Source organism: Archangium sp., assembly GCF_036277355.1.
GTDB lineage: Bacteria > Myxococcota > Myxococcia > Myxococcales > Myxococcaceae > Archangium.
This window is the reverse complement of record NZ_DASUNC010000162.1, coordinates 1-21,924: the sequence shown is the minus strand read 5'-3', so window position 1 is coordinate 21,924 and position 21,924 is coordinate 1. Positions and strand designations below refer to the sequence as shown.

Here is a 21,924-nt window from a genome sequence, read left to right as displayed (position 1 = left end):
GGGGAACCATGAAGCGCATTCACAAGGTGCTGGTGGCGAACCGGGGCGAGATCGCGGTGCGGGTGCTGCGGACCTGCCGCCGCCTCGGCCTGCGCACGGTCGCCGTCTTCTCGGACGCGGACCAGGACGCGCCTCACGTACGGCTCGCCGACGAGGCGGTGCGTCTGGGGCCGGCGCCCGCCAAGGAGTCGTACCTCTCCATCGAGCGGGTGCTCGCGGCGGCGGCGGCGTCCGGCGCCAACGCCATCCATCCCGGGTACGGCTTCCTCTCGGAGAACGAGGACTTCGCGCGCGCGTGCACGAAGGCCGGCCTGGTGTTCATCGGGCCTCCGGCGGACGCCATCGAGCTGATGGGAAACAAGCGGCAGGCGAAGCTGCGCATGCAGGCCGCCGACGTGCCGTGCATCCCCGGCTACGAGGCGGCCCGTCCCGGCGAGTCGCTCGACGACGAGGCCCTGGTCCGCGAGGGCAAGCGCATCGGGTTCCCCCTCATGGTGAAGGCGGCGGCGGGCGGTGGTGGGCGCGGCATGCGCCTCGTCCGCGAGCCCGGTGCGCTGCTCGACGCCATCCGCTCCGCGCGCTCGGAGGCGGAGAACGCCTTCGGCAGCGGCGAGCTCATCCTCGAGCGAGCCATCGAAGGCGCGCGTCACGTCGAGGTGCAGGTCTTCGCGGACGAGCACGGGAACGCGGTGCACCTCGGCGAGCGCGACTGCTCCATCCAGCGGCGGCACCAGAAGGTCGTCGAGGAGAGCCCGTCCCCCGCCGTCACACCGGTGCTTCGCGAGCGCATGGGGGCCGTGGCGGTACAGGCGGTCCGCGCCATCGGCTATCGCGGCGCGGGCACCATCGAGTTCCTCCTCGCGCCCAACGGAAACTTCTTCTTCATGGAGATGAACACGCGCCTGCAGGTCGAGCACCCGGTGACGGAGCTCGTGACGGGGCTCGACCTGGTCGAGTGGCAGCTGCGTGTGGCCGACGGCGAGCCGCTCCCGCTGACGCAGCCGGAGGTCACCTTCCGCGGACATGCCATCGAGGTGCGGCTGTGCGCGGAGGACCCGGCCCACGGCTTCCTCCCCCAGACGGGACGGCTCCTCGCGTGGGTGCCACCGGCCGGCGAGGGCGTCCGCGTGGACCACGGTGTGCGCGAGGGCCAGGACATCACGCCGTTCTATGACTCCATGCAGGCCAAGCTCATCGCGCACGGGCCGGACCGGGAAACGGCTCGCGAGCGGCTGGCCGCGGCACTGCGGGAGCTGACGGCGTTCGGCGTCACGACGAACGGCACCTTCCTCCAGCACGTCCTCGCGCACGAGGCGTTCCGCTCCGGCCGGTACGACACGGGCTTCGTCGCCGCGCACACGCCTCCGGAGACGCTGTGTGCGCTCGGGCAGGCGTCCGCCGAGGACCAGGCCATCCTGGCCGCCCTGCTCTTCCATGACGACGCGATGGCGCTCGCCGGGCGGGGAGGCTTCGACACGACGCTCGCCGGCTGGAGCAGCTCCTGCGCCCTGCCGGTGCCGATCGTCCTGAATGATGGGGCCTCGGAGTTCCGCGCATCGGTCCGCCCCGTCGCTCCGGCGCGGTACGAGGTTCACGTCGGCGACTCCCGTGTCGCGCTCTCCCTGCGCTCCATTGCCGCCGAGCACGCCGAGATCGAAGTGGCGGGAAGGCGCCGCGCGGTCCGGTACCGGCGCGCGGGGGGAGCCCTGTGGTGCTCGCTCGACGGCGTCACGCGCCACCTCCGCGACGTCTCCTTCCGCCCCCCCTCCGAGCGCGAGCGTGCCAGCGACGGCCGTCTGCGCGCGCCGATGGACGGCCGCATCATCCGCGTGAACACCGAGGTCGGCGCGACCGTGGCGCGGGGCGACGTGCTGGTGGTGCTCGAGGCGATGAAGATGGAGTCGTCGCTCGTCGCGCCCATCGACGGCGTCGTCTCGGCGGTGAACGTCACGGTCGGGGCGCAGGTACCGGCACGCCACGTCGTGGCGGTCGTCTCGCCCGAGCAAAAGGGGGAAGCATGAGTGAAGCAACGGCAGCGAACCAGGAAGCGCTGTACGGGCGCATCAGCCGCTTCTCGCTGGGAGACATCATCCACCGGTCGGCCCTGCGCTGGCCGGAGAAGACGGCGCTCGTCGACGGGGAGCTCGAGCTCTCCTACGCGGAGCTCGACCGGCGTTCGAACGCGTTCGCGCACTACCTGCTCGCGCAGGGCCTTCCCCGGGGCGCGCGCGTCGCCATGATCTGCGGCAACTCCGCGCAGATGGTCACCGCGTCCATCGGCATCTACAAGGCGGGCCTCGTCTGGGTGCCCATCAACACCGGCCTCGCCGTGGATGCCATCCGCTACATCCTCGAGCATGCCGAGGCGACCCACGCCGTCATCGACGCCGAGTTCCTCGCGAAGCCGGAGTTGCGGGCGATGCTCGACGCGCTCGGCACCCGCCTCATCGTCTGCGTCCCCGAGGGGCAGGCCTCACCGGGCGGGAACACGACCGCCTTCCTCGACACGCTGAAGGGGCAGCACGGCACCCTCCCGGACGTGGACATCGAGAGCGGCCAGCTCGCGCAGATCATGTACACGAGCGGCACCACCGGCCAGCAGAAGGGGGTCATGCACTCGCACGCGTCGGTGCACGCGGCGCTCAGCGGAAACCTGTTCGAGCTCGAGCTCCGGCCGAGCGACTCGACCCTCTGCGTGCTCCCGATGTTCCACTGCGCGCAGCACGCCGTCTCGATGACGTTCCTGCTCGCTGGCGCCACTGTCGTCGTACGGCGCGTCTTCGAGCCGGGCGCGATGCTCGCGACCGTCGAGCAGCGGAGCATCACGATGCTGCTGGGCCTGCCCATCATGTACGGCGCGATGCTCGCGCACCCGGCGCGTCCCACGACGAAGCTGTCCAGCCTGCGCCTGTGCCTCTACGTCATGGCGCCCATGGCGCGCACGCTGCTCGTGGAGCTCATCGAGAAGTTCTGCCCGGGAGGCTTCGCGCTCGCGTCGGGGCAGACGGAGATGTACCCGGCGACGACCATGTTCAAGCCGGAGCAGCAGCTCAAGCGGTTCGGTTCATACTGGGGCGACTCGGTCGTGACGAACGAGACGGCCATCATGGACGACGAGGGCCGGCTGCTCGGGCGCGGCGAGGTGGGAGAGATCGTCCATCGCGGGCCGAACGTGATGCTCGGCTACTACAAGGACCCGGAGGCGACCGCGCGGGCGCGCGCGTTCGGCTGGCACCACACTGGGGACCTCGGCATGTTCGACGCCGACGGCCAGCTCCTGTTCGTGGACCGCAAGAAGGACATGATCAAGACCGGCGGCGAGAACGTCCCGTCCATCAAGGTCGAGGAGGTCCTCCTGCGTCACCCCGCGGTCCTGCAGGTCGCGGTCGTGGGCCTGCCGCACCCACGCTGGTCCGAGGCGGTCACCGGCTTCGTCGTGCTCAAGCCCGGCGCCTCCGCGGCCGAGGCGGACATCCTCACCCACTGCCGCCAGCACCTCGGTGGGTTCGAGGTGCCGAAGTCCATCGTGCTGCTCCCGGCCATGCCGCTGACGTCCACCGGCAAGGCGCAGAAGTTCGTGCTCCGGAAACAGTACGAGCGGCACTATGGGGAGGCGAGCGGGGCGGCGTAGGCCGGAAGATCCCGTCAGTCCTGGGTAAGGTAGTTCAGCAGCTCGTCCTCGTCCCTGGAGATCAGCCGCTGGAAGCCGTCGCGCCGGGCATGTCGCTGGATCTGCATCACGCCCACGCTGCTGCGCACGAGCACGCCGACCTTCCGGAAGCCACCGACCCACAGGGGGCGGAGACGCTCCATGGTGGTTTCGAACTCGGGGTCGTTCCGGCCAGGGACGGACCGCAGATCGGCGAGGAGCCCATAGCGCGAGCGGCCCAGCGCATCCAACGCCGTGCCAAGCCGCCCGAAGACGCCCTCGAGCTCCGCGATTGAGTCGAACGGCTTGTCACTGCGAACGGTGCGGACGATTCCCATCCGCTCATCGACGAGCACGGTGAAGTACTCGTCCTGGAAGACCTGCCTGTCGCTCATGGAGGGGAAGATGCGGCAGACGGTGTCCCTGTACAAGCCTCGTCCATCGAAGGAGCTGTAGACACGGGGGACGCGCGCGCGGCGGCGAGGACCTGTTCCCGCAGCCAGCGGTGCGCGGGCTCCTGTTGCCGATGCGGATGCCAGAGCTGCTGCACGCGCAGCGGCTCGTGGGGGCGCTCCACCGGCACCACGGTGAGCGGGAAGGCCTCGGCGAAGCGCCGTGCCACCCGCTCCGGCAGCGCGACGATGAGGCCGGTGCTCGCCAGCACCCAGGGCGCCACGAGGTAGTGCGGGGTGAAGAGCACCACGTTGCGGCGGAGCTTCGTCTTGCGCTCGAAGCTCCCCTCGGTGCCGCCGCGTGGCCCCCGGGCAGCGTGGCGACGTTCGTGAACGTGTCTCCCACCCAGCGCTTCGTGCACGTGGGGGACCTCATCAACATGAGGGAGTCCATCGAGCGGAACGTGGGGAAGTCCTGGCTGATGCGGCAGCTCACCGACGAAGACTCCGCGCGCACCCAGGCGGAGGTGGCGAAGCTGGTGCAGCTCCACGCGCGGGATCCGGAGCTGCTCATCCTGCCCGCGCACGATGGCCGGGCCTTCGTGGAGCTCTTCGGCACCGGCGACGCCGGGGTGCCGCCGTGCATTGGCGTGCCCCCGGCGCCAGCCGGATAACAGGAAGACGAGGGGTCAGAAGAGGAAGTCGGTGGTGAGGAAGTCCGATTCCCGGCGGGTGAGGATGGATTGCACCAGCGAGGTGTTATCGGGGGTCGTCTTCGCCGCGACGAGGGTGCGAATCGAGAACACCCGCAGCGCATCCGCCACCGACAGCGTGCCCTCGGCGGAGTCCTTGCGGCCATTGAAGGGGAACGTGTCCGGCCCGCGCTGGCACTGGCAGTTGAGGTTGATGCGGCCCACCTGGTTGGCGAACGCGTCGATGAACCGCCCGATGCGCGCCGAGTCCCGGCCGAAGAGGCTCAACTGCTGGCCGAAGTTGGAGTTGGCCACGAAGCGCACCACCTCCTCGTCGTCGTCGAACACCATCACCGGAATGACCGGGCCGAACTGCTCCTCGTGGGCCAGGCGCATCTCGCCCGTCACCGGGTACACCACCGCGGGAGAGTAGAACGACTGGTGCGTCCGCCCCCCGAGCGGATTGACGACGCGGGCCCCCTTGGCCACGGCGTCGTCGACGAGTCCCCGCAGGGAGTCCGTCTTGCCAGGCTCGGGCAGCGGGGTGATCGCCACGCCCGGGTCCCAGGGCATGCCCGGCTTCAAGCGGTCCACCGCGGCGGTGAAGCGCTCCAGGAACGGCTCCACGATGCGCCGGTGCACCATGAGCAGCTTGAGCGCCGTGCACCGCTGCCCGTTGAAGGACAGCGTGCCCGTGATGCACTCCTTCACGGTGTTCTCGAGGTCCGCGTCCTCGAGGATGATGGCCGGATTCTTCGCATCCAGGCCGAGCACGGACTTGAGACGGTGCGGCCGCGGGTGCATCCGCTTGAGCTCGCTGGCGCCCCGGTTGGTGCCGATGAAGGCGAAGACGTCCACCTTGCCGCTCTCCATCAGCGCGCCGACCGTCTCCCGGCCCTTGCCGTAGATGATGTTGATGACACCCGGCGGGAAGCTGTCGCGGAACGCCTCCAGCAGCGGGCGGATGAGCAGCACGCCGAACTTCGCCGGCTTGAAGACGACCGCGTTGCCCATGAGCAGCGCGGGGAAGAGCGTGCTGAAGGTCTCGTTGAGCGGGTAGTTGTACGGGCCCATGCACAGCGCCACGCCGATGGGCGCCCGGCGGATCTGCGCCATGATGCCCTGCTCCTGCACGAAGCGGGACGAGGTGCGGTCCAACTCCTTGAGCGCGCGGATCGTCTCGACGATGAGGTCCACCGTGCGGTCGAACTCCTTCTCGGAATCCGCCTGGGTCTTGCCGATCTCCCACATCAGCAGGTTCACCACCGCGGTGCGCTGCGCGCGCATCGCCACCAGGAAGCGCTCGACGTGCTCGATGCGCTCGGCCACGCGCATCGTCGGCCAGGCGCCGCGGCCGTTGTCGTACGCCTTCACCGCCGCCTCGAGCGCCTCGAGCGACTCCCGGGAGGTGAGCAGGGGCGTGGCGCCCATCACCTTGGGCTCCAGGCCCTGGGGCGTCTTCACGTAGACGGGGCTGCGCACCGGGTTGAGCTCGCCGTCCCAGACGCACAGCGTGCCGCCAACGAGGTACTCGCGTTGCTCGAGGTACCCGGGGAGCCGCACGCCAGCGGGAATCTGTTCGTCCGAGGGGAAGAGGTCATCAAGGGAGGTCATGGAGTGTCCTTTCCGCGCCACTATCTACGCCCCGGGCTTCGTCCACGCTCGTGAACTCGTGGACTTTCCGCCTCTCAAGGGATTGGTCCTGGACGCCGCTCGGCCCCATTGAATCCTGGGCACGCCTTGCCGCGCGAGTACCTCGACGAGGTGCGCCGCTGGTCGAGCCAGACGCGATGGTTCCCGCGCGACTGATGCCTCGACGAGCGCCGCCCTCGCTTTCTCAAGAAGTGCGACGGATGGGGTGGATCCAGCAATGCCTTGAGAGGGAGGGAGATGGATGGCTTTGGAAGACTCAGGGGAATCCCTTAGACCAGACTCCATGGCCCTGAGCGACGCCCGGAATGCAATCATCCATCTTTACAGGAAACACCTTGAAATAACGTTTTGATTTGAAATTGAATAGTTGGCGGTGCTAGTAAGGCATTGGCTTCGGCCAACCCCAACACAATCCAATCAGGAGAAGTTCATGACGAGGAACGTGAAGCGTTTCCTGGCTGTCTCGCTGCTTTCCCTCACGCCGTCGATGGCGTTCGCCGGGCAGGCTGAGTCCGGATTCTTCCTGGACCTCCTCTCCCAGCGTGACGAGTACGTCACCCTCCGGGAGGGAGCGGTCCAGATTCCCGTGCTGCGCGACGGGCCGGTGGCGTCCGTCGCCCCTGCCCTGGAAAACCTTTTCGTCCTCAACCAGACCGGCGCCGACATCTCCCTGGGCCTCCAGGTGTTGACGGGGACGCTCAACGGCGTGTTCAACCCCTACCCCGTGCCCACCGCCAACTATGGCGGGTTCCAGGTCAGCGCCCCCGCCCCCACGCCGCTGGTGGCCCAGCAGTACTACTGGACGGTCGATCCGGCGAACCCGGCCGGCGCGAAGACGTGTGTCTGGCGGGTGGAGGTCAGCGACGTCGGCGGTTCCTGCACGGCGCAGGTCTTCTACGGCACCTACGGCGGCGCCGTCTGCACGGTCGACGCGGCCAACTCCTTCATCAATCCAACCACGTGCGAGACGCAGATCATCACCATCATTCAGTGAGCTGAGCCGTCAGTGAGCTGAGCCGTGCACCGTCTGGGGTGGCTGCGCAGACAGCCACCCCAGGTGGGAGGGTTTGAGCCAGGGACGATCGGTGATCAACATCCATGTCCGAGGGCTTAAGATGGCGGGCATGACGGACACCGCCATCGACCCGACCACGCTGCCCCTGCAGGTTCCCGCTCCTGGCTCCATCGAGCGGCACTTCACCGAGACGCTCACCACCCGGCTGCCGCTCGAGGTGCTCTGGGCGGAGTTCACCCGCGCGCTGAAGAACTCGCGCGAGGCGGTGCTCTGGCCCACCGCCGTGTCCAACATCCGGACCCTGAACGAGCCGCTCGGGGAGGGCACGGTGCTCGAGAGCACCCTGTCCACGGGCATGAAGCTCCACTACCGCATCGTGCGCTTCTCCCCGCCCCATCTCATCCAATACGCCTCGGTCCAGGGACACCACCTCGCCGGGGGTGCCACCATCTCGATGGCGCACGCCGACGGCCGGACGACCCTGACCTGGCGCATCGAGTACGCCGCGTCCGAGGCCCAGCTCAACGGGCTGGAGCGCTACTGCGCGGCCTTCTTCTCGAGCCTCGCCCAGCAGCTCGAGAAGCTGGAAGCCACGCGCTGACGCGGAGCCCGAGGGCCCTAGCCCACCGTCCAACCCTGCGTGCGCCCGGCGGCCTCCTCGAGGGTATGGGCCAGCATGAGCGCGGGCCACCAGGCATCCACACAGGGAGGCGGTGGAGTTGCCCGCCGTGGGTTGCATCGCGCGGTGGGCGTGCGCTCCGTTCCTGAAAGGGGACGCGCGGGAAGGCGGGCGTCCAGGGAGGACTCATGTCGCTCGAAAGGTTCTGCCGCAAGACGGTGGCCGTCATCCAGCCCACCCAGAGCGTGGCCGAGGCCGCCGAGGTGATGCGCGACCGGCACGTGGGCGCGCTCGTCGTCGTCCAGGAGGGATTACGCCCGGTGGGCATGCTGACCGACCGGGACATCGTCACCCGGGCGGTGGCCGAACGGAAGGACTCCAGGGCCCTGACCGTCGGAGAGATCATGTCGCCCGAGCCCGCCACCGCCCACGTGGACGACACGCTCGACCGGACGCTCTTCACCCTGCGGGAGCGGGGCGTGCGCCGCCTGCCGATCGTCGATGAGCAGGGGCGCGTGGTGGGGCTCGTGTCCCTGGATGACGTGCTGGTGCTGCTGTCCGGGGAGTTGGGCCAGACGGCCGCCGCCGTGCGCGAGAACCAGGGGCCCTGAGCGGCTGTCGCACCAGGCGTCGAACTCGAGCCGCTGGCCACGAACATCTCCCTGAAGGCACGGCGCGACGCCGGGCCCTCAGGAGACGTTCATGACCACACTGACCTGCCACATCGCCACCACCCAGCAGCAGCTCGATGATGCGTTGCGCGTGCGCTGGGAGGTCTTCGCTTCGGAACTGGAACTGCTCGGGCGTCCGGCCCATTCCGTGCCCCGGGAGAACAATGGCTTCGACACCCTGGCGACCACCGCCCACGTCATCGTCTACGCGGATGGCATGCCCGTGGCCACCACCCGCCTGTTGCTGCCCAACCCCGAGGTGGCCCGCGCCACCGGAGGCCGGCTCGGCATCGACCTGGAGAACAAGGTGGACCTGTCGGACGTGGGGGGCCCGGACATGGTGTTCGCCGAGATCACCCGCTTCTGCATCCTCAAGGACTGGCGCCACTCCGCGGTCCTCATGTGGCTGCACGCCGGGCTCCGTCAGGAGAGCCATCGCCGGGGAGTGACGCACTGGGTCGCCTCCGCGAACACGGAGACGGACTCGGCCGAGGACGCGCGCATCCTCTTCCAGGTGGCGAACCACCAGGGCCTGATGAGCACCCGGTGGCGTGCGCGGACGCTCGCCTACCCCAGGTCCCCGGAGGCGCCGGCCGCGCCCCTCTACACCCCCGAGGAGCGGGAGCGCGCTCGCCAGGGACGGTTCGAAGGTCTGCGCCTGCCCCGGGTGCTGTCGCTCTTCTCCGGCAAGATGGGGGCGCGTTTCATCGCCGAGCCCCTCTACGACGCGGGCTTCCGCCGCTTCTCCCTGCCACTCATCGCGGCGCTCCATGATGTCCCCAGCACGCGGGAGTTGTTCGGCAGGATGACCGTCCGCACTTCCCGCAACTGAACCGGGCCACTCGCGCCCGAATCACCCTTCCCTCCCACTTCACCTCGACACCCACGGTCCCCATCCCGGGGCCCGAACAGGAGACGTCCATGAACGCGCACACCGAAACCCCTGTCATGACGAACTGGCTCACCACCCTGGAGCAGGAGGCGCGCACGCTGCTTGAGGAACTGGACACGCACCCCGAGGCCCGGCGGCTCTTCGACGGCAGCGTCGACAAGGACGGCTACGTCCACTACCTGCTCCAGACGTACCACTACGCGCGGTGGACCACGCCGCTGCTGGCCGAGGCGGGCCGGCGCATGAAGCGCCTGGGCCTGCACTCCCGGCTGGGAGACCTGCTCCTGCAGAAGTCCGACGAGGAGCGCGGGCATGAGCGCTGGCTGCTGGCGGACCTGAAGAACCTGGGCTGGCCGGCCGAGCGCGTCGAGCGGCAGCTGCCCAACCCCGCGGTCACCGCCTATGTCGCCTGGAACCGCTTCACCTCGCGCTGCGGCCGGCCCGAGGCGTTCCTCGGCACGGCCTATGTGCTGGAGTACCTGTCCGTGCACCGCGCCAGCCAGTCGGTGGAGCGGATGCTCGCGGCCAACACCATCCCCAACATCCGCAAGGCCGTCACCTTCCTGAAGGCGCACGGCACCGCGGATGAGAAGCACGTGGAGGAGCTGACGTCGCTGCTGAGCGCCCTGACGGACCGGGAGGAGCAGGCCGCGCTGTTGCTGTCCGCGCGCACCACCCGTGTCCTCTACCTGGGCCTCTTCGCGGAGGAGGCACGCGGCAACTCGGCGCACCCCTCTTGAGGGGAACGTCCTGTCTTCGTGCGCACGAGGGCGCCGAAGCGCCTCAGGAACGCCGGGCCAGGTTGATGAGCCCGGCCCGGCCAGACACCTTCAATTTCTCGTAGACCAACTGGACGTATTCCTTCGCCGTGTTCTCGGAGATACGGAGCTTGCTGGCGATCTCTTTGTACGCCAGGCCCTGAACGATGAGAGCTGCCACCTCGAACAGTCTGGCTGACAGGAGCCGCCGCCACTTCTCGGGGATCGCATGGACCTCCTTCAGCCGTAACTCCCACCGCTCGCGGCCCTCGATGAGAGGCAGCCGGGTGAAGCACACCTCCAAGGCACTCATCCCCCGCGCCTCCCGCCACGCGAGCGACGTGGGAGAGACAAGGACGCTCCCCGCCATGAACGTGTCCATCCGCTCCCGCCAGGCCCGAGGGATTCCCCCGTCGTCCCGGTCGGAGCGCGAGGGGAACCAGCGCTGCAGCACCGACGTGGCAGCTTCCGTCCGGTAGAACTCCCGCCGCTGGCCATCCAGCACGATGGCATGGGCCCCCTCCTGGCGAAGCAGCTCCTCCAGGAGTTGGCTGTGAGCGGACAGCGCCTCGAATCGCGAGAAGTTCTGGAACGCCCCGGACAAGGCGGGGGTGAGCCTTTGCAACAAGCGCCGCATCTCCGGCGAGAAGGCCCTGTTTCGCTCGCTGTATAGCGCGACCGCACCACTGCCCACCTGTTGCGCGGGAGCCAGCAAGGCCGCGAGGACGTGCCGCAAATTCAGGTCCGACGCCCGGCTGCGCCGATACGTCTCCGTCTCCGTGACCTTCTGACCCCGAAGCATTTCCGTGTCGCTCCAGGCGGTGTTGGGACGTCGCGAGAGCCAACGGAAGACGAAATCGTCCCGGAACCATTGGTAATAGCTCTGGAGGAAATGCCCCGTCGTGCTCGCCCTCCATTCGAACCCCGTGGGCAGATCCGGATGCATCCGGCAGAACGCCACATGGTCCGCTTGAAAGAGCTTCGCCAGAAGCGGCTCCGTGCGCTCCTGGAACTGCGCGAGGCTTCGTGATTCGACCAGCGCACACGTCAAGTCGAAGAACGTCTGCTGCGGCGAACGGCTCATGGAACGGTTCCTCCATCGCCCGAGGCGTGGACCCCCTCATTCTCGTCCGGCCAGGGAGGATACCGCGCACCGCATGACAGGCGGAAGGCCTCGGGTCACATCGCCTTGTGCCGTGACCCGCCTGCGCCTTCGAGGCCCGCTCGTTGTTCAACGACTTCTCGAATCCGCGGTACACACACGCATGCGCATCGCAGTGACGGGCACGCACCGGGTGGGAAAGTCGACGCTCATCGAAGAGCTCGCGGAACGGCTCGCGGAGTATCGGGTCGTCGACGAGCCGTACCACCAGCTCGAAGAAGAAGGCCACGAGTTCGCTTCTCCACCGTGCCTGGAGGACTACCTCGAACAGCTTCGTCGCTCGATGGAGCTGCTCGAGGACGAGGAGAACGCACGAGACGTCCTGTTCGATCGCTGCCCCCTCGAGCCCACAGAAGGAGGCCACCGCCGCGTCCACGAAGCCGCGCCGGGTGCGGTCGAGTGGAAGCGCTGTGTGGTGTCCGGCACACGGGCCCGCTGCGACCTCGGGCCGAAGACATCCGGGCGGACGGCCTGGAGCTCGCGGCAAGCGCCTTGCACAGGGGCGGACGCTCCCTGCCCTTTTGGAGCCAACCCCGATGCGACTGCTCGCCTTGCTCGTCCCGCTCGTCACCGCCGCAGCCCCCACCGTCCCGCCCGACACCGCGCCCATCGACTGCCACGACTGCGCGGAGTGGAACCGGCCGCAGGCGCCATTCCGCGTGTACGGGAACACGTACTACGTCGGCGTCACGGGACTGTCGTCGGTCCTCATCGACAGCGGAGAGGGCCTCATCCTCGTCGACGGCGCGCTGCCCCAGTCCGCGGAGCGCATCGCGGAGGGCGTGCGCGCCCTGGGCTTCACCTTGCGCGACGTGAAGTGGATCCTCAACTCGCACGCGCACTTCGACCATGCCGGGGGCATCGCGGCGCTCCAGCGGATGAGCGGCGCCAAGGTGGCGGCGAGCCCGGCCGGAGCCAAGGAGCTGCGCATCGGGTCGACCACCCCGGATGACCCCCAGGCGGGCTTCGGAGCCGCCATGCGCTACCCGGCCGTGCGGGACGTGGTGACGGTGGCCGACGGCGGGACGGTGACGCTCGGCAAGGTCGTCGTCACCGCGCACCACACGCCGGGGCACACCCCTGGAGCGACGACGTGGACGTGGCGCGGCTGCGAGGGGGAGCGCTGTGTGAACGTGGTGTACGCCGAGAGCCTCACGGCCGTGTCCGCACCGGGCTTCCGCTACGGCGCCGACGCCGCCCGCGTGCAACAGTTCCGCGGCAGCATCGAGAAGGTCCGCACCCTGCCCTGTGACGTGATGATCCCCACCCACCCGGAGGCTGGCCGCGTCTTCGAGCTGCGGGCCCGGAGCGAGCGCGAGGGGCGGCAGGCCTTCATCGACCCGGGTGCGTGCCGCGCGTACGCGGACCGGGCGGACCGGGGGCTCACCGCGAGGCTGGAGCAGGAGGCGAAGGGCAAGGCCGAGTAGCCCGCAGGAGGGCTGGGACCCCGTCTAGCGGAGCTCCCGGAAGAATGCGCGCACGTCCTCGAGGAGCAGGTCGGGCGCGTCGACGGCGGCGAAGTGGCTGCCTCGGGCCATCCGCGTGTAGCGCCGCAGGTTGTACCGGGCCTCCAGCCAGCGCCGGGGAGGCATGGGGAGTTCCTTGGGGAAGACCGCCACCGCCGTGGGCACGCGCACCGGACTGCTCTGGTCCAGGAGCCCCATTCCATGGGTCTCGTAATACAGGTTGGCCGCGCTGGCGGCGCTGTTGGTCACCCAGTAGAGCATCAGGTTGGTCAGCAGCCAGTCCCTGGAACGGATGTCGCTCCAGGTCTGGAACTTCTCGACGAACCACGCCGCGAGTCCCGCCGGCGAGTCGCTCTGCCCGATGGCCAGGGACATGGGCTTGGTGCTCTGCACCGCGAAGTAGCCCCCCTCCTTCGCCATGAGCGCCGCCAGCTTCTGGCCATGCTCGCGCGCCAGCTCGCTCTGCTCCTCTCCCGGCGGCGGCCCCGCGAAGGCCATGTTGAGGTGGATGCCCACCAGGTGCCCGGGATGCTCCACCCCGAGCATCGTCGTGACGATGCCTCCCCAGTCTCCTCCCTGTGCGCCATAGCGGGCGTAGCCAAGGTGCTCGACCATGAGCCGGCCGAATGCGGCCGCGACGCGCGTGGCACTCCACCCCGGCTCGCGCGGCTTGCCGCTGAATCCGTAGCCGGGCAAGGCGGGGATGACCACGTCGAACGCATCCGCCACGTCTCCCCCGTGCGCGGCGGGATCCGTCAGCGGGCCGATGAGGTGGTGGAAGTCGTGGTTGGAGCCGGGCCACCCGTGCGTCAGCAGCAGCGGCAGGGGCGCGGGCCCCTTGCCCCGGACATGCCAGAAGTGGAGCTCGACGCCGTCCACCTCGCACAGGAATTGGGGGTAGCGGTTGAGCCCGGCCTCGTGCCGGCGCCAGTCGTACGAGTGACGCCAGTACGCGCACAGCTCACGAACATGGGAGACGTCGGCGCCGCGTTCCCACGGGGCGCCGGGCAGCGGCTCGGGAAAGCGGGTGGCGTCGAGCCGGCGGTGCAGGTCGGTGAGGACGTCCGGGGACACATCGATACGGAAGGGGCGCGGAGGCATGGGACATTCACGGTGCCACACGGGCTCCGCGCCGGGAGATGCTAAAAAAGCATCGCGTTCCCACACCTGGAGCACCCCGAGCGGGTTCTCGGGGTGCCCCATCGCTTCATGAGCCGTTAGCGCTCAATAGCTCGCGTCATAGCCGACGCCAGTCCTGAGGGAATACCAGGTCTCATCGCAACGATGGTCGGGCGTGCCATTCGCATTGTAGTCGCACTCATAGGTGCCACTTCCAATGTAATAGCTGTGACTGCCAGGCTGGAGCGTGGTGCTGAGGTTGCTCTGCATCGAGGTGTTGTACATGTAGTTGTAGTACGTGGAGAGGTAGTTCAGCTGGATGGCGGCGCCCAGATTGATGGGGCTGGTGCGGGCGCGATCGGCCCAGAAGGTGACGTAGTAGGCCGTCTCCACGTGGACGTACCAGGTGTCTTCATACCGCACGGTTTCGACCGCCTCCATGCTGGCGAAGGGCACCCCGGTCAACCCCGTGACGCTCAGGTCTCCCGAGGACAACGCGTTGTGGTTGGCATCGATGGAGGTGCCGCTCTTCTTCTCCAGCGTGAGGGTTCCCTCCGGGCTCCGCGCGGTGGACGGGACCGTCGCCTCCTGCTCGCTGGAGACATCGAGTTCCGGCTGGCAGGCAAACGCAAAGGGGAGCAGCGCGAGTGATGCGGCAAGGAAGATTCGGTTCATGAGAAATCGAGATGAGGATTTGGGGGGACAGCCATGGCGACGAATGCGCCGCCACCACGATTAGTGAAGCAAGTGGCTGAAGCATGTCAATCAAATCCAGAGTTGCTCGTTTGTGATTATGTGAATAAAGAAAAGAACACCGTGACTGCCACCAGCGTGGTCAAGCGAGAGCGGTAGCCATCCCCCGCGGTGTTGGAGGAGGGCGCGCCGAAGATGTCGATCTGCGCGGGGACATTCGACGCCCCGGCCGGTCTGACGCCGAAGGCGCACATCTACCTGGGCAGCAAGGGTGACGATTACGAAGTGCCCGACGATGGGCTCATTCGGAGAGAAGAATTCACCCGCTGAAGCGACGAGACCCGGAGAGTGCGTCCAGTTCCCCGGGGTCGTCGGAGCCCGAAAACACCAAGGCCAGAAGCCGCTGGGGTTTCGGGTTTCGAACCACCGGCGAGGGGGGACACCCGCTCCCTGGCGGACGTGAAGGCTGCCCTGGATGAGCCCTCGAATTGCTCTTCACCGGGTTGGAGTTGCTACGTCGCCTGGCATCCCCAATGCCAGGCCGCGCTCAACCGGAGAGCACGCCAAGCCCGAAGAGCAACAGCGTCTGCATGAGCACGAGGAGGTGGGACCAGCCGCGCGCGGCCTCGCTGTCGAGCCGCAGCCACACACAGGTGAGCAACGGGTTGACGAGGATGAGGGCCCAGATGCCGGGCAGCGCCCGCGTCATGACCGCCGTCCCGACGAGCACCACGATCAGCAGGTTGCCCGCCAGGGCAAGGCGTTTCGTCGCCGGCACGCCCAGCACGACCGGGAACGAGGGGACACCTGCCACGGTGTCGCCACGGACATCGCGGATGTCCCAGAGGACCTCCACCGTCCAGACCGCCAGGAACATGCAGGCGGCGGCGAGCCAGAATGCCGCTCGGAGGCCGACACCGGAGTGCAGCCCGGGGTAGAGGACGGTCACCAGCGTCCATCCGAATGCGCTGCTCACGTTCTTGATGCCGAACAGGCGCTTCAGGCCGAAGCTCTCCGCTCCCGAGCGGAATCCATACAGCCAGCCGAGCAGCAATCCGCTCAACACCACGAGGGCACCGGCCGCGCGCCCCACGAGCAGGGCGCCCCCGAGCGCGAGGAGTGCTCCGAGAAGGCAGAACACCCGGATGCGCCCCCGGGCCTGTTCGGCCGCGGCGAGCTCGTCCGGACAGTTCACCGCGTCCTCGCGGACATCGGTGAGCCTGTTCCACTGGTAGATGCTGAGCACCAGCACCGGAACCACGAGCAGGTCCACCGCCAGGATGGGCGTGCCCATCATGCGTCCCCAGCCCCAGGTCGCCGCGAGCGAACAGGCGGCCACATGGAGCTTGTTCCGGATGAGCCACTTCAAGGGTCTGCTCATGAGTGGAACTCCGAGGGCGGCTGCGGCCCCTCCGATGCCTGCTGCGGTTCGGGTGGGGAGGGAGACGCGCCGGGTTGTTTTCCCGGGGAGGTCGGGGGCCTGGGTGGGGAGGGCAGCGGCTCGGGGCCCACATGCTCGGGACGCCTGTCCTCCCGCCCGTGGTCTCCCAGCACGTACCCGGCGATGGCCCCGAGCAGTGTCGAGACATGCGAGCTCTCCAATTGCCCCACCAGGCTGAGGGTCACGATGACGATGATGATGTACGTGACCGTGACGAACTTGATGAGCGGCCCCCGCTTCACGAGATCGAGCAGGTCGCTCAGGGCGTCCTTGTGGGCGAACAGCCAGACAATGGCCACCCACGCGACGGAGATGGCGCCGATGCCCAGGCCGTACATCCACAAGACCAGGTTGGGTGTCATTTCGAAGCGCTTCGGGCTCTCGGTGTCCTGCGCCAGGGCGAGACCCGCCAGGAGCGTGAGCCCGACGGTCAGGGCGAGGCGCGAGCCATGGAGCGAGCGGATGGACATAGCGGACGACTCCTCCGAGGTGCGGTCGGGTCCGAGGGCCCATCGTCGGAGCCCCAAACCGGGATGATGCGATGCGCGTGGCATGGGAGCCAGGAGTCATTGCCTGCTCCAACCCCGGAGGGCGATACCGCGTGCTGCCTTCATGACAGCCCCCGCCCTCCGATGACCAGGGCATGGTCGCGTAGTTGAAAAGGACCCCCATTCGAGGGCATCCCGGAGCTCAACGAGCCCCCGTCATCCCGGGTAGGGCGAGGGACCCGGCGAGCGCTCCACGCCCCCCCCCCGAGTCGGGCACGAGCGTCTGGGCCTGAACGTGCCCCACCAGCTTCTGGTCCACCGAGCCTCAGCGTTGCAGCGGGGGCGCCTGTCGTGCCGCCGGAGCACGCCGTGGCGGAAGGACCAGGGTTCGCACCACGGGGTCTCCCGGTTCGAGCCGCGGACCCAGTACCCCCACCATCACCGGGGGCTCGGCGCCGACGAAGTAGAGCGAGGTGTCAGGGGCCTTCACCACCAGGGCCGCGAGGCCGATCTCCGGATGGATGACCACCCGGTCCGCGGTGAGCGTCCTCTCGCCGAGGGCCACGGACGCGCTGCCCTCTCGGGACAGCTTCACCTTCGCCCCGCGGGGCTTGGGGGTGAAGGCGATGGCCTGCAGTTGCACGTCCTCCCCTTGTCGCAACCGGGGCAGCAGGTTCTTCGCCGCCAGGACGAAACCGACTCCGCCGAAGGTGCGGCCCGGCTCCACCTTCAACTGCTCGCTGTACCGGCGCGTCTTGCCGTCCTCGCGGGTGAGGCCCATGGCGCGCCCGGTGCCGAAGTCCATGGCGAACTGGCGCGTCGTCCGGCCTCCCTTGTGCTCGCGCCACGTCCACCGCTCCTGGATGAGTTCCGGCTGGAGTTGGAGGACGGCGGACTCCTCGATGCGCAGTCCATCCGCGTAGCGGTAGGTGAGCAGGACATGGAGCCGCTCTCCCTCGAGCCGAGTGGTGATGAGGCCCTCACCGAGGAGCTGGCCCTGGGGCGTATTCACCTGGAGTTTCCGGGAGGCGTTGCCCTCCAGGAAGAGCGTCTCCACGGCCCAGGCCGGTGTGGCCAGGCTCATCAGCAGCCCCAGGCCGAGCAGCAGGAATCCACGAAGGTGACGCGGTGTCTGGCCCATGCCTGTAATATGGACAGGGTCAGGCGTTCCGAGGAGCACGGGCCTGGACATCCCGGCAGCCCAGCCGACAGGCGCTACTGCACCAGAGCCCGTACTCCTCCAGCTTGCTGTAGAGGAGGCGGCGGCTGATGCCGAGCAGGCCCTCGCGCTGCAGAAAACTGTCCACGTAACCGGGGCAAGCCCACTGGCGGCTTCGGCGGAAAAAGAAAACCCCGGCTCGCCTGATGGCGGCCGGGGCCTTGCTACTTCCAGTGGAGGCGGCGGGAATCGAACCCGCCGCTACAGGCTTCCGGTGAGAGCGCTCCAGCGCGGTCGAGAGCGGTTTCCGTAGGACTTCCGGCCGGTTACGCCGCCCCCTGCCCCACGCCGAGCTGTGTTGAGGACGCTCCAACGCGGGTCTGCTGTAGCAATGTAGCAAGGCACGTCGCGGCGGCTCTGGAGGCGCTGGAAAGGGGCAATCCGGCGCGGGCTGCGACCCTCCTGCGCCTCCTGCTCTCGTAGGCCCCGAACCCCACAAGCAGGCAGGGGCTCCATGGAGGCTCGTGGAAGGCGAACGGTAGCGTGTGCCCTGGCGAGGTGTGGCTGGGGAGGGGCAGATGGAGGAACGCGGGTGGGCATACCGGCGAAGGCTGCCCACAGGCCCCCTGTCGTCTCCCTCCTGGGAGGGTGGCCTGGGCAGGCGTGTTCCCCAAGGGGCTGCGCGGCTTCTCCCCCCGCCTGGCGCACTGCTCGGGCGGCCCCCGTCCCCGGCCCTCCTCGGCCCCTCCGCTCCAGCCCTCACCCTCAACATGCCCTCTATCCCGCCTATACGCCAGCATGGTTCACTTCAAGCTTGCTAAGGTGCTTGCTGAAGAATTCGAAATAGGGGCTCTCTCCTTCCAGGAATATCACCAAGTTCTCCTTGGCGCGGGTGAGGCCGGTGAACACCATTTCGGGACTATCCTTCGAATTCACCAGCAAAAAAATGAAAGGGGATTCAAAACCCTTGAAGCTATGCGTGGAGCTCAGCTTCATCACGCCGCTGTTGAGGTTGAAGCCTTTCTTCTTCGCTGCGCTGATTTCCTGATACTTCTTGGAGTATTTTGGATGCTGTGTCACCTCAAGCGAAGGGAAGGCACACAAGGTGCGCTCCTTGTGCGCGTCAGAGGTTCGCAAAACATGATCCAGTTCTCGTAGAACGATTTCTTGCGAAGAAATGATTGAAATATCATTGGGATGAATCTTGTGATGCTTGGCTATTTCAATGATATGCGCGGCAAGCAGCGGCAGGTTTCTTCGGTCAAAGGTGTTGTAGGCTTGAACGCCAACGCTCGTGAGGCTTAACTGGAATGATTCATCAGAATCCAGTTCGTAACTCTCAAGAAGGAAGTTCTTCTGAAAGGCATCTACCAAGGGAATGATCGGGGACTCAGCTGTGTAGCGGAAGCTTTTCGTGAGCTTCACCCATGAGCCAAAGCCTTCCACAATTTTTGAGCGACGTTCACCGTCCAACGCACGCTTGTAGATGTTCTGCTTCTCATCACCGAAGAGAAGCATTTCACCGTCTTCCGCAAGGAAGTAGGAGCGAATTATCTTGATCCACTCGGGCTTGTAATCCTGAATTTCATCAATCAGAATCGTGTCGTAGACGGTCTTGATTTCTTCGCCTTCGAATACGGTTTGATTGCCGTAATAGGTCGATTCCAGGTAGTGATCTCGCTCTACAGCGATTCTTCGCGCAACAGCGGAATCTGTGCCGTCATACTGAAGCGATTCGGGAATTTCAATCTCAATGCCAGAGTTGTTCAGTGCGGTGGTGATGAACCTGTGGTAGTTGCTGATGTCAAAAGCGGACCAGGGGAAGTCCTCTCTGACAGCACTGATCTTGTCGCGGATGTAGCTACCCAGCGTGATATTGAAGGTCAGTACCAACACCCTTCCACCGTGCCGCTTGTGAGCATTGACGGCTCTACCTGCAAGAACAACGGTTTTGCCTGACCCAGCGAGGCCACAAATCTTGGCACGTGCCTTGGCGGCACTTTGGATCAGCTTGGTTTGCTTGTCGGTGTAGTTGGGCGGCTTGCCTTCCGAAGCATAGTGGTAGGGCGGGTTGAGCAGCCGCTTGAGCTCGTTGTAGACGAACTCATCGAAAACGCTTTCCTTCGCCGTGATGGGAAAGCTTATTTTCGTGCGGTGGTCCTTGTGCAGCGACAGGGACATGTCCCGTTCAAATTTGCGTTTTGCTCGGTTGATCCCTTCGCGCCTTCTCTCGTAACGGTCGAAGTCTATTTGCTTTTGCCTGAAGGCGTCCTCGTTCTCGCGCGACTCTTCACGAAGCCTATCCAGGTGAGGCTGATACAGTCGCTCTATCGCTGCCTTGCTTCCGTGATGAAAATACACATAGGTCTTGATCATCTTGAAGAAGGCGTCATTCTTGAGGCTTTTCTCCAGCAGACCATTGACGTGAACGTCAAAGAAGTTCTTCTTGTAGGCGAAAACTTGAGTGAAAGGGGATTTCACCCGTTGCGGCCCTGATGGAAGATTGACCGCCCATTTATTTTTTTCATCAACGCTGTAGAGATCCAGATTCCAGTCCTTGACTTCAATGATGATGACCCCCGCCTTCGGAGACATCAGCACTATATCTGGGCGGTCCCCATTGAAGCAGGGCTGGAAATATACTTCGACATGGTCGCCAAAATCGCTCGCTAGGAACTCCAGCAGAAACACCTCGCCTTCAGTCGGCTTCTGTTTAGCGGCTTTGGCTGCTTCCAGATTGGGGATGAGGATCGCCATAAATCAGGAACAAAAACGATTCGGAAGTCGCACTACGTTTCTTCTATGCTCTGAGCGTTCAGGTCGTATCGGTAGTTGATGATATCGCAGGTGACCGCCGATTTGGGCACGCAGCAGGCGTTATGATCTAGCGGAAGACGGGTTTAGAGGAAGCTCTGCTCAACGGGCATGAAAAACACGTCACTACAACCGCTAGCACCAAACGCCGAATGAGGCGGGGACGGGTAACTTGCAGATTTCCGCTGACCGGAGGGGGTGGGGCAAGCGCTGGTGCTCGGCTGCGGCCCCGCCTCCGAGCAGGCAGGAAGAGAGAGACTGGACGGCCTCTGTGACTTGAGAGGTCGTGCAGGAGCCCCTACCGGAGCAGACAGGAAGCGACTGCCCAATCGCCTGGTTCGAGAAGTCACGTCCGGGTGTTGACCCAGGAGGTGGAGCCAAAGGTGAGGGTGCGCCCATGGAGAGTCCAGCGGTCCTCGGGGAAGCGGAGCGTCAACAGCGTCTTGCGCAGTGGTCAGCCTCCAGCGGCGTCAATCTGGCCCTGCTCGACTCGGACCAGCGTGCGGTGGTAGTGGCCGCGCTGATGTTCCTGGGTTTCGTGGGAGGACTGGCGGCGCTGCGTCGCATGGTGGCCTACCTGCTGGCGCACTGTGGCATGGGCTTGAGCTCGACGGTCATCGGCGCGGTGGTGGGCACCAGCGACCGGGCCGTGCGCAAGGGACGCCAGTATCCTCCGCGCGAATTCTGGCGACGACTGCGCAAGGCCAGACGGGGCCACGCTCCGCCCAAGCTCCGTCCGGAGCACGTGGGGCTGGTGGCGAAGTTCCTCTCCGAGCACAAGCGCTGCTCTGTGGCGGAGCTGCTGGGCTTCATCCACAAGAGCTTCGGCGTCACCCTGGAGCGGCACACCCTGCGCCGTTTCCTGGAGCGTTATGGGCTGGGTTGCTTGCGTGTGGAAGCCGTCGTGGGCACCCCCCTTTTCTCGGCCGCACGGCCCACGGAGGCGCCTTCGCACTGATGCAGGAGGCGGTGCGGCTCTACCGCGTGGCCACCTCTTGTTTTGGCCGTGTGGGCGCGCACCAGGGGGGCCGCCTCGTCCTGTCGCTCTTCTTCAAGGCCCTGCTGGGCGTCCAGCGCATCTTCCACTTCGACTCGCTCAGCGACGTGGGCTTCGCCTTGCTCACTGGCGGCGGACGCCGCTGCCTGTCGCGCCGCACGCTGGGCGCACTGGTGCGTGCCGTCTCCACGCGTGCCGTGGGCAAGTTCCTCCAGCTCACGCGGCCGGTGGTGTCCGCGGCTGA

23 protein-coding genes and 1 pseudogene are annotated in these 21,924 nt (G+C 66.7%); 13 read left to right on the top strand and 11 right to left on the bottom strand.

Annotation, left to right across the window (positions count from 1 at the left end):
• Nucleotides 1-8 precede the first annotated feature (8 nt).
• Both VFZ09_RS39985 and VFZ09_RS39980 read left to right on the top strand, forming a co-directional pair.
• Nucleotides 9-2,021 (top strand): acetyl-CoA carboxylase biotin carboxylase subunit, encoded by a 2,013-nt coding sequence (locus tag VFZ09_RS39985; protein ID WP_329733043.1) that lies wholly within the window; start codon nt 9-11, stop codon nt 2,019-2,021.
• Nucleotides 2,018-3,631 carry an AMP-binding protein gene (locus tag VFZ09_RS39980; RefSeq protein ID WP_329733042.1) on the top strand — a complete coding sequence of 538 codons (1,614 nt, stop codon included), beginning with the start codon at nt 2,018-2,020 and terminating at the stop codon, nt 3,629-3,631. The genes VFZ09_RS39985 and VFZ09_RS39980 overlap by 4 nt, the downstream gene beginning before the upstream one ends.
• Nucleotides 3,632-3,645: 14 nt before the next feature.
• Here VFZ09_RS39980 and VFZ09_RS39975 read toward each other — a convergent pair whose 3' ends face one another.
• Together VFZ09_RS39975 and VFZ09_RS39970 are read right to left on the bottom strand one after the other, a co-directional pair.
• Nucleotides 3,646-4,044, bottom strand: a complete 399-nt coding sequence (locus VFZ09_RS39975; RefSeq protein ID WP_329733041.1) for a hypothetical protein — start codon at nt 4,042-4,044, stop codon at nt 3,646-3,648.
• A complete protein-coding gene (locus tag VFZ09_RS39970) occupies nt 4,041-4,352 on the bottom strand; it encodes a hypothetical protein (protein ID WP_329733040.1) in 312 nt (103 codons plus the stop codon). The genes VFZ09_RS39975 and VFZ09_RS39970 overlap by 4 nt, the downstream gene beginning before the upstream one ends.
• 66 nt (nt 4,353-4,418) lie before the next feature.
• Here VFZ09_RS39970 and VFZ09_RS39965 point away from each other — a divergent pair, with 66 nt between their 5' ends.
• Nucleotides 4,419-4,715, top strand: a complete 297-nt coding sequence (locus tag VFZ09_RS39965; RefSeq protein ID WP_329733039.1) for a hypothetical protein — start codon at nt 4,419-4,421, stop codon at nt 4,713-4,715.
• 15 nt (nt 4,716-4,730) lie between these two features.
• Here the strand turns inward: VFZ09_RS39965 and VFZ09_RS39960 are convergent, their stop codons facing one another.
• Complete coding sequence (locus VFZ09_RS39960; RefSeq protein WP_329733038.1) at nt 4,731-6,347, bottom strand: NADP-dependent glyceraldehyde-3-phosphate dehydrogenase; 1,617 nt, start codon at nt 6,345-6,347, stop codon at nt 4,731-4,733.
• A gap of 469 nt (nt 6,348-6,816) precedes the next feature.
• Here VFZ09_RS39960 and VFZ09_RS39955 point away from each other — a divergent pair, with 469 nt between their 5' ends.
• From VFZ09_RS39955 to VFZ09_RS39935, 5 genes are all read left to right on the top strand, one after another.
• Nucleotides 6,817-7,380 carry a hypothetical protein gene (locus tag VFZ09_RS39955; RefSeq protein ID WP_329733037.1) on the top strand — a complete coding sequence of 188 codons (564 nt, stop codon included), beginning with the start codon at nt 6,817-6,819 and terminating at the stop codon, nt 7,378-7,380.
• A gap of 130 nt (nt 7,381-7,510) precedes the next feature.
• Nucleotides 7,511-8,002: an SRPBCC family protein gene (locus VFZ09_RS39950; RefSeq protein WP_329733036.1), complete on the top strand. Its 492-nt coding sequence runs from the start codon at nt 7,511-7,513 to the stop codon at nt 8,000-8,002.
• Between the two features lie 206 nt (nt 8,003-8,208).
• Nucleotides 8,209-8,631, top strand: a complete 423-nt coding sequence (locus VFZ09_RS39945) for a CBS domain-containing protein (RefSeq protein WP_329733035.1) — start codon at nt 8,209-8,211, stop codon at nt 8,629-8,631.
• 91 nt (nt 8,632-8,722) lie between these two features.
• Nucleotides 8,723-9,523 (top strand): GNAT family N-acetyltransferase, encoded by an 801-nt coding sequence (locus VFZ09_RS39940; protein WP_329733034.1) that lies wholly within the window; start codon nt 8,723-8,725, stop codon nt 9,521-9,523.
• 89 nt (nt 9,524-9,612) lie between these two features.
• Nucleotides 9,613-10,323, top strand: a complete 711-nt coding sequence (locus VFZ09_RS39935; RefSeq protein ID WP_329733033.1) for an iron-containing redox enzyme family protein — start codon at nt 9,613-9,615, stop codon at nt 10,321-10,323.
• 43 nt (nt 10,324-10,366) lie between these two features.
• On the opposite strand, the gene VFZ09_RS39930 is transcribed toward VFZ09_RS39935, so the two are convergent.
• Complete coding sequence (locus VFZ09_RS39930; protein ID WP_329733032.1) at nt 10,367-11,425, bottom strand: helix-turn-helix transcriptional regulator; 1,059 nt, start codon at nt 11,423-11,425, stop codon at nt 10,367-10,369.
• Between VFZ09_RS39930 and VFZ09_RS39925 the strand changes: the two are divergent.
• Nucleotides 11,424-11,840 (top strand): annotated as a pseudogene (locus VFZ09_RS39925) (AAA family ATPase); the annotation flags it as partial. The gene VFZ09_RS39930 and the pseudogene VFZ09_RS39925 sit on opposite strands and share 2 nt — an antisense overlap.
• 199 nt (nt 11,841-12,039) lie before the next feature.
• The gene (bla, locus tag VFZ09_RS39920) at nt 12,040-12,930 is read left to right on the top strand and encodes a subclass B3 metallo-beta-lactamase (protein WP_329733031.1); all 891 of its coding nucleotides are present in this window, start codon (nt 12,040-12,042) and stop codon (nt 12,928-12,930) included.
• Between the two features lie 24 nt (nt 12,931-12,954).
• On the opposite strand, the gene VFZ09_RS39915 is transcribed toward bla, so the two are convergent.
• Together VFZ09_RS39915 and VFZ09_RS39910 are read right to left on the bottom strand one after the other, a co-directional pair.
• On the bottom strand, nt 12,955-14,070 hold the full coding sequence (locus tag VFZ09_RS39915) for an epoxide hydrolase family protein (protein ID WP_329733030.1): 1,116 nt from the start codon (nt 14,068-14,070) through the stop codon (nt 12,955-12,957).
• Nucleotides 14,071-14,193: 123 nt separating this feature from the next.
• Nucleotides 14,194-14,763 (bottom strand): hypothetical protein, encoded by a 570-nt coding sequence (locus VFZ09_RS39910; protein ID WP_329733029.1) that lies wholly within the window; start codon nt 14,761-14,763, stop codon nt 14,194-14,196.
• A 213-nt stretch (nt 14,764-14,976) separates the two neighbouring features.
• Here VFZ09_RS39910 and VFZ09_RS39905 point away from each other — a divergent pair, with 213 nt between their 5' ends.
• On the top strand, nt 14,977-15,111 hold the full coding sequence (locus VFZ09_RS39905) for a hypothetical protein (protein ID WP_329733028.1): 135 nt from the start codon (nt 14,977-14,979) through the stop codon (nt 15,109-15,111).
• Nucleotides 15,112-15,328: 217 nt separating this feature from the next.
• Here the strand turns inward: VFZ09_RS39905 and VFZ09_RS39900 are convergent, their stop codons facing one another.
• The 5 genes from VFZ09_RS39900 to VFZ09_RS39880 all read right to left on the bottom strand — a co-directional run bounded on the left by VFZ09_RS39900 (nt 15,329) and on the right by VFZ09_RS39880 (nt 20,626).
• Nucleotides 15,329-16,162 carry a UbiA family prenyltransferase gene (locus VFZ09_RS39900; protein WP_329733027.1) on the bottom strand — a complete coding sequence of 278 codons (834 nt, stop codon included), beginning with the start codon at nt 16,160-16,162 and terminating at the stop codon, nt 15,329-15,331.
• Nucleotides 16,159-16,692 (bottom strand): hypothetical protein, encoded by a 534-nt coding sequence (locus VFZ09_RS39895; RefSeq protein WP_329733026.1) that lies wholly within the window; start codon nt 16,690-16,692, stop codon nt 16,159-16,161. Before VFZ09_RS39895 ends, VFZ09_RS39900 begins: the two co-directional genes overlap by 4 nt.
• Nucleotides 16,693-17,035: 343 nt before the next feature.
• Nucleotides 17,036-17,851: a hypothetical protein gene (locus VFZ09_RS39890; RefSeq protein WP_329733025.1), complete on the bottom strand. Its 816-nt coding sequence runs from the start codon at nt 17,849-17,851 to the stop codon at nt 17,036-17,038.
• Nucleotides 17,852-17,870: 19 nt separating this feature from the next.
• On the bottom strand, nt 17,871-18,017 hold the full coding sequence (locus tag VFZ09_RS39885) for a hypothetical protein (protein ID WP_329733024.1): 147 nt from the start codon (nt 18,015-18,017) through the stop codon (nt 17,871-17,873).
• A gap of 638 nt (nt 18,018-18,655) precedes the next feature.
• On the bottom strand, nt 18,656-20,626 hold the full coding sequence (locus tag VFZ09_RS39880; protein WP_329733023.1) for a nuclease-related domain-containing DEAD/DEAH box helicase: 1,971 nt from the start codon (nt 20,624-20,626) through the stop codon (nt 18,656-18,658).
• A gap of 454 nt (nt 20,627-21,080) precedes the next feature.
• On the opposite strand from VFZ09_RS39880, the gene VFZ09_RS39875 reads away from it, so the two are divergent.
• Both VFZ09_RS39875 and VFZ09_RS39870 read left to right on the top strand, forming a co-directional pair.
• Nucleotides 21,081-21,641, top strand: a complete 561-nt coding sequence (locus VFZ09_RS39875) for a hypothetical protein (protein WP_329733022.1) — start codon at nt 21,081-21,083, stop codon at nt 21,639-21,641.
• A partial coding sequence (locus tag VFZ09_RS39870; protein WP_329733021.1) for a hypothetical protein occupies nt 21,641-21,924 on the top strand: 284 nt, incomplete at its 3' end. The genes VFZ09_RS39875 and VFZ09_RS39870, both read left to right, overlap by 1 nt.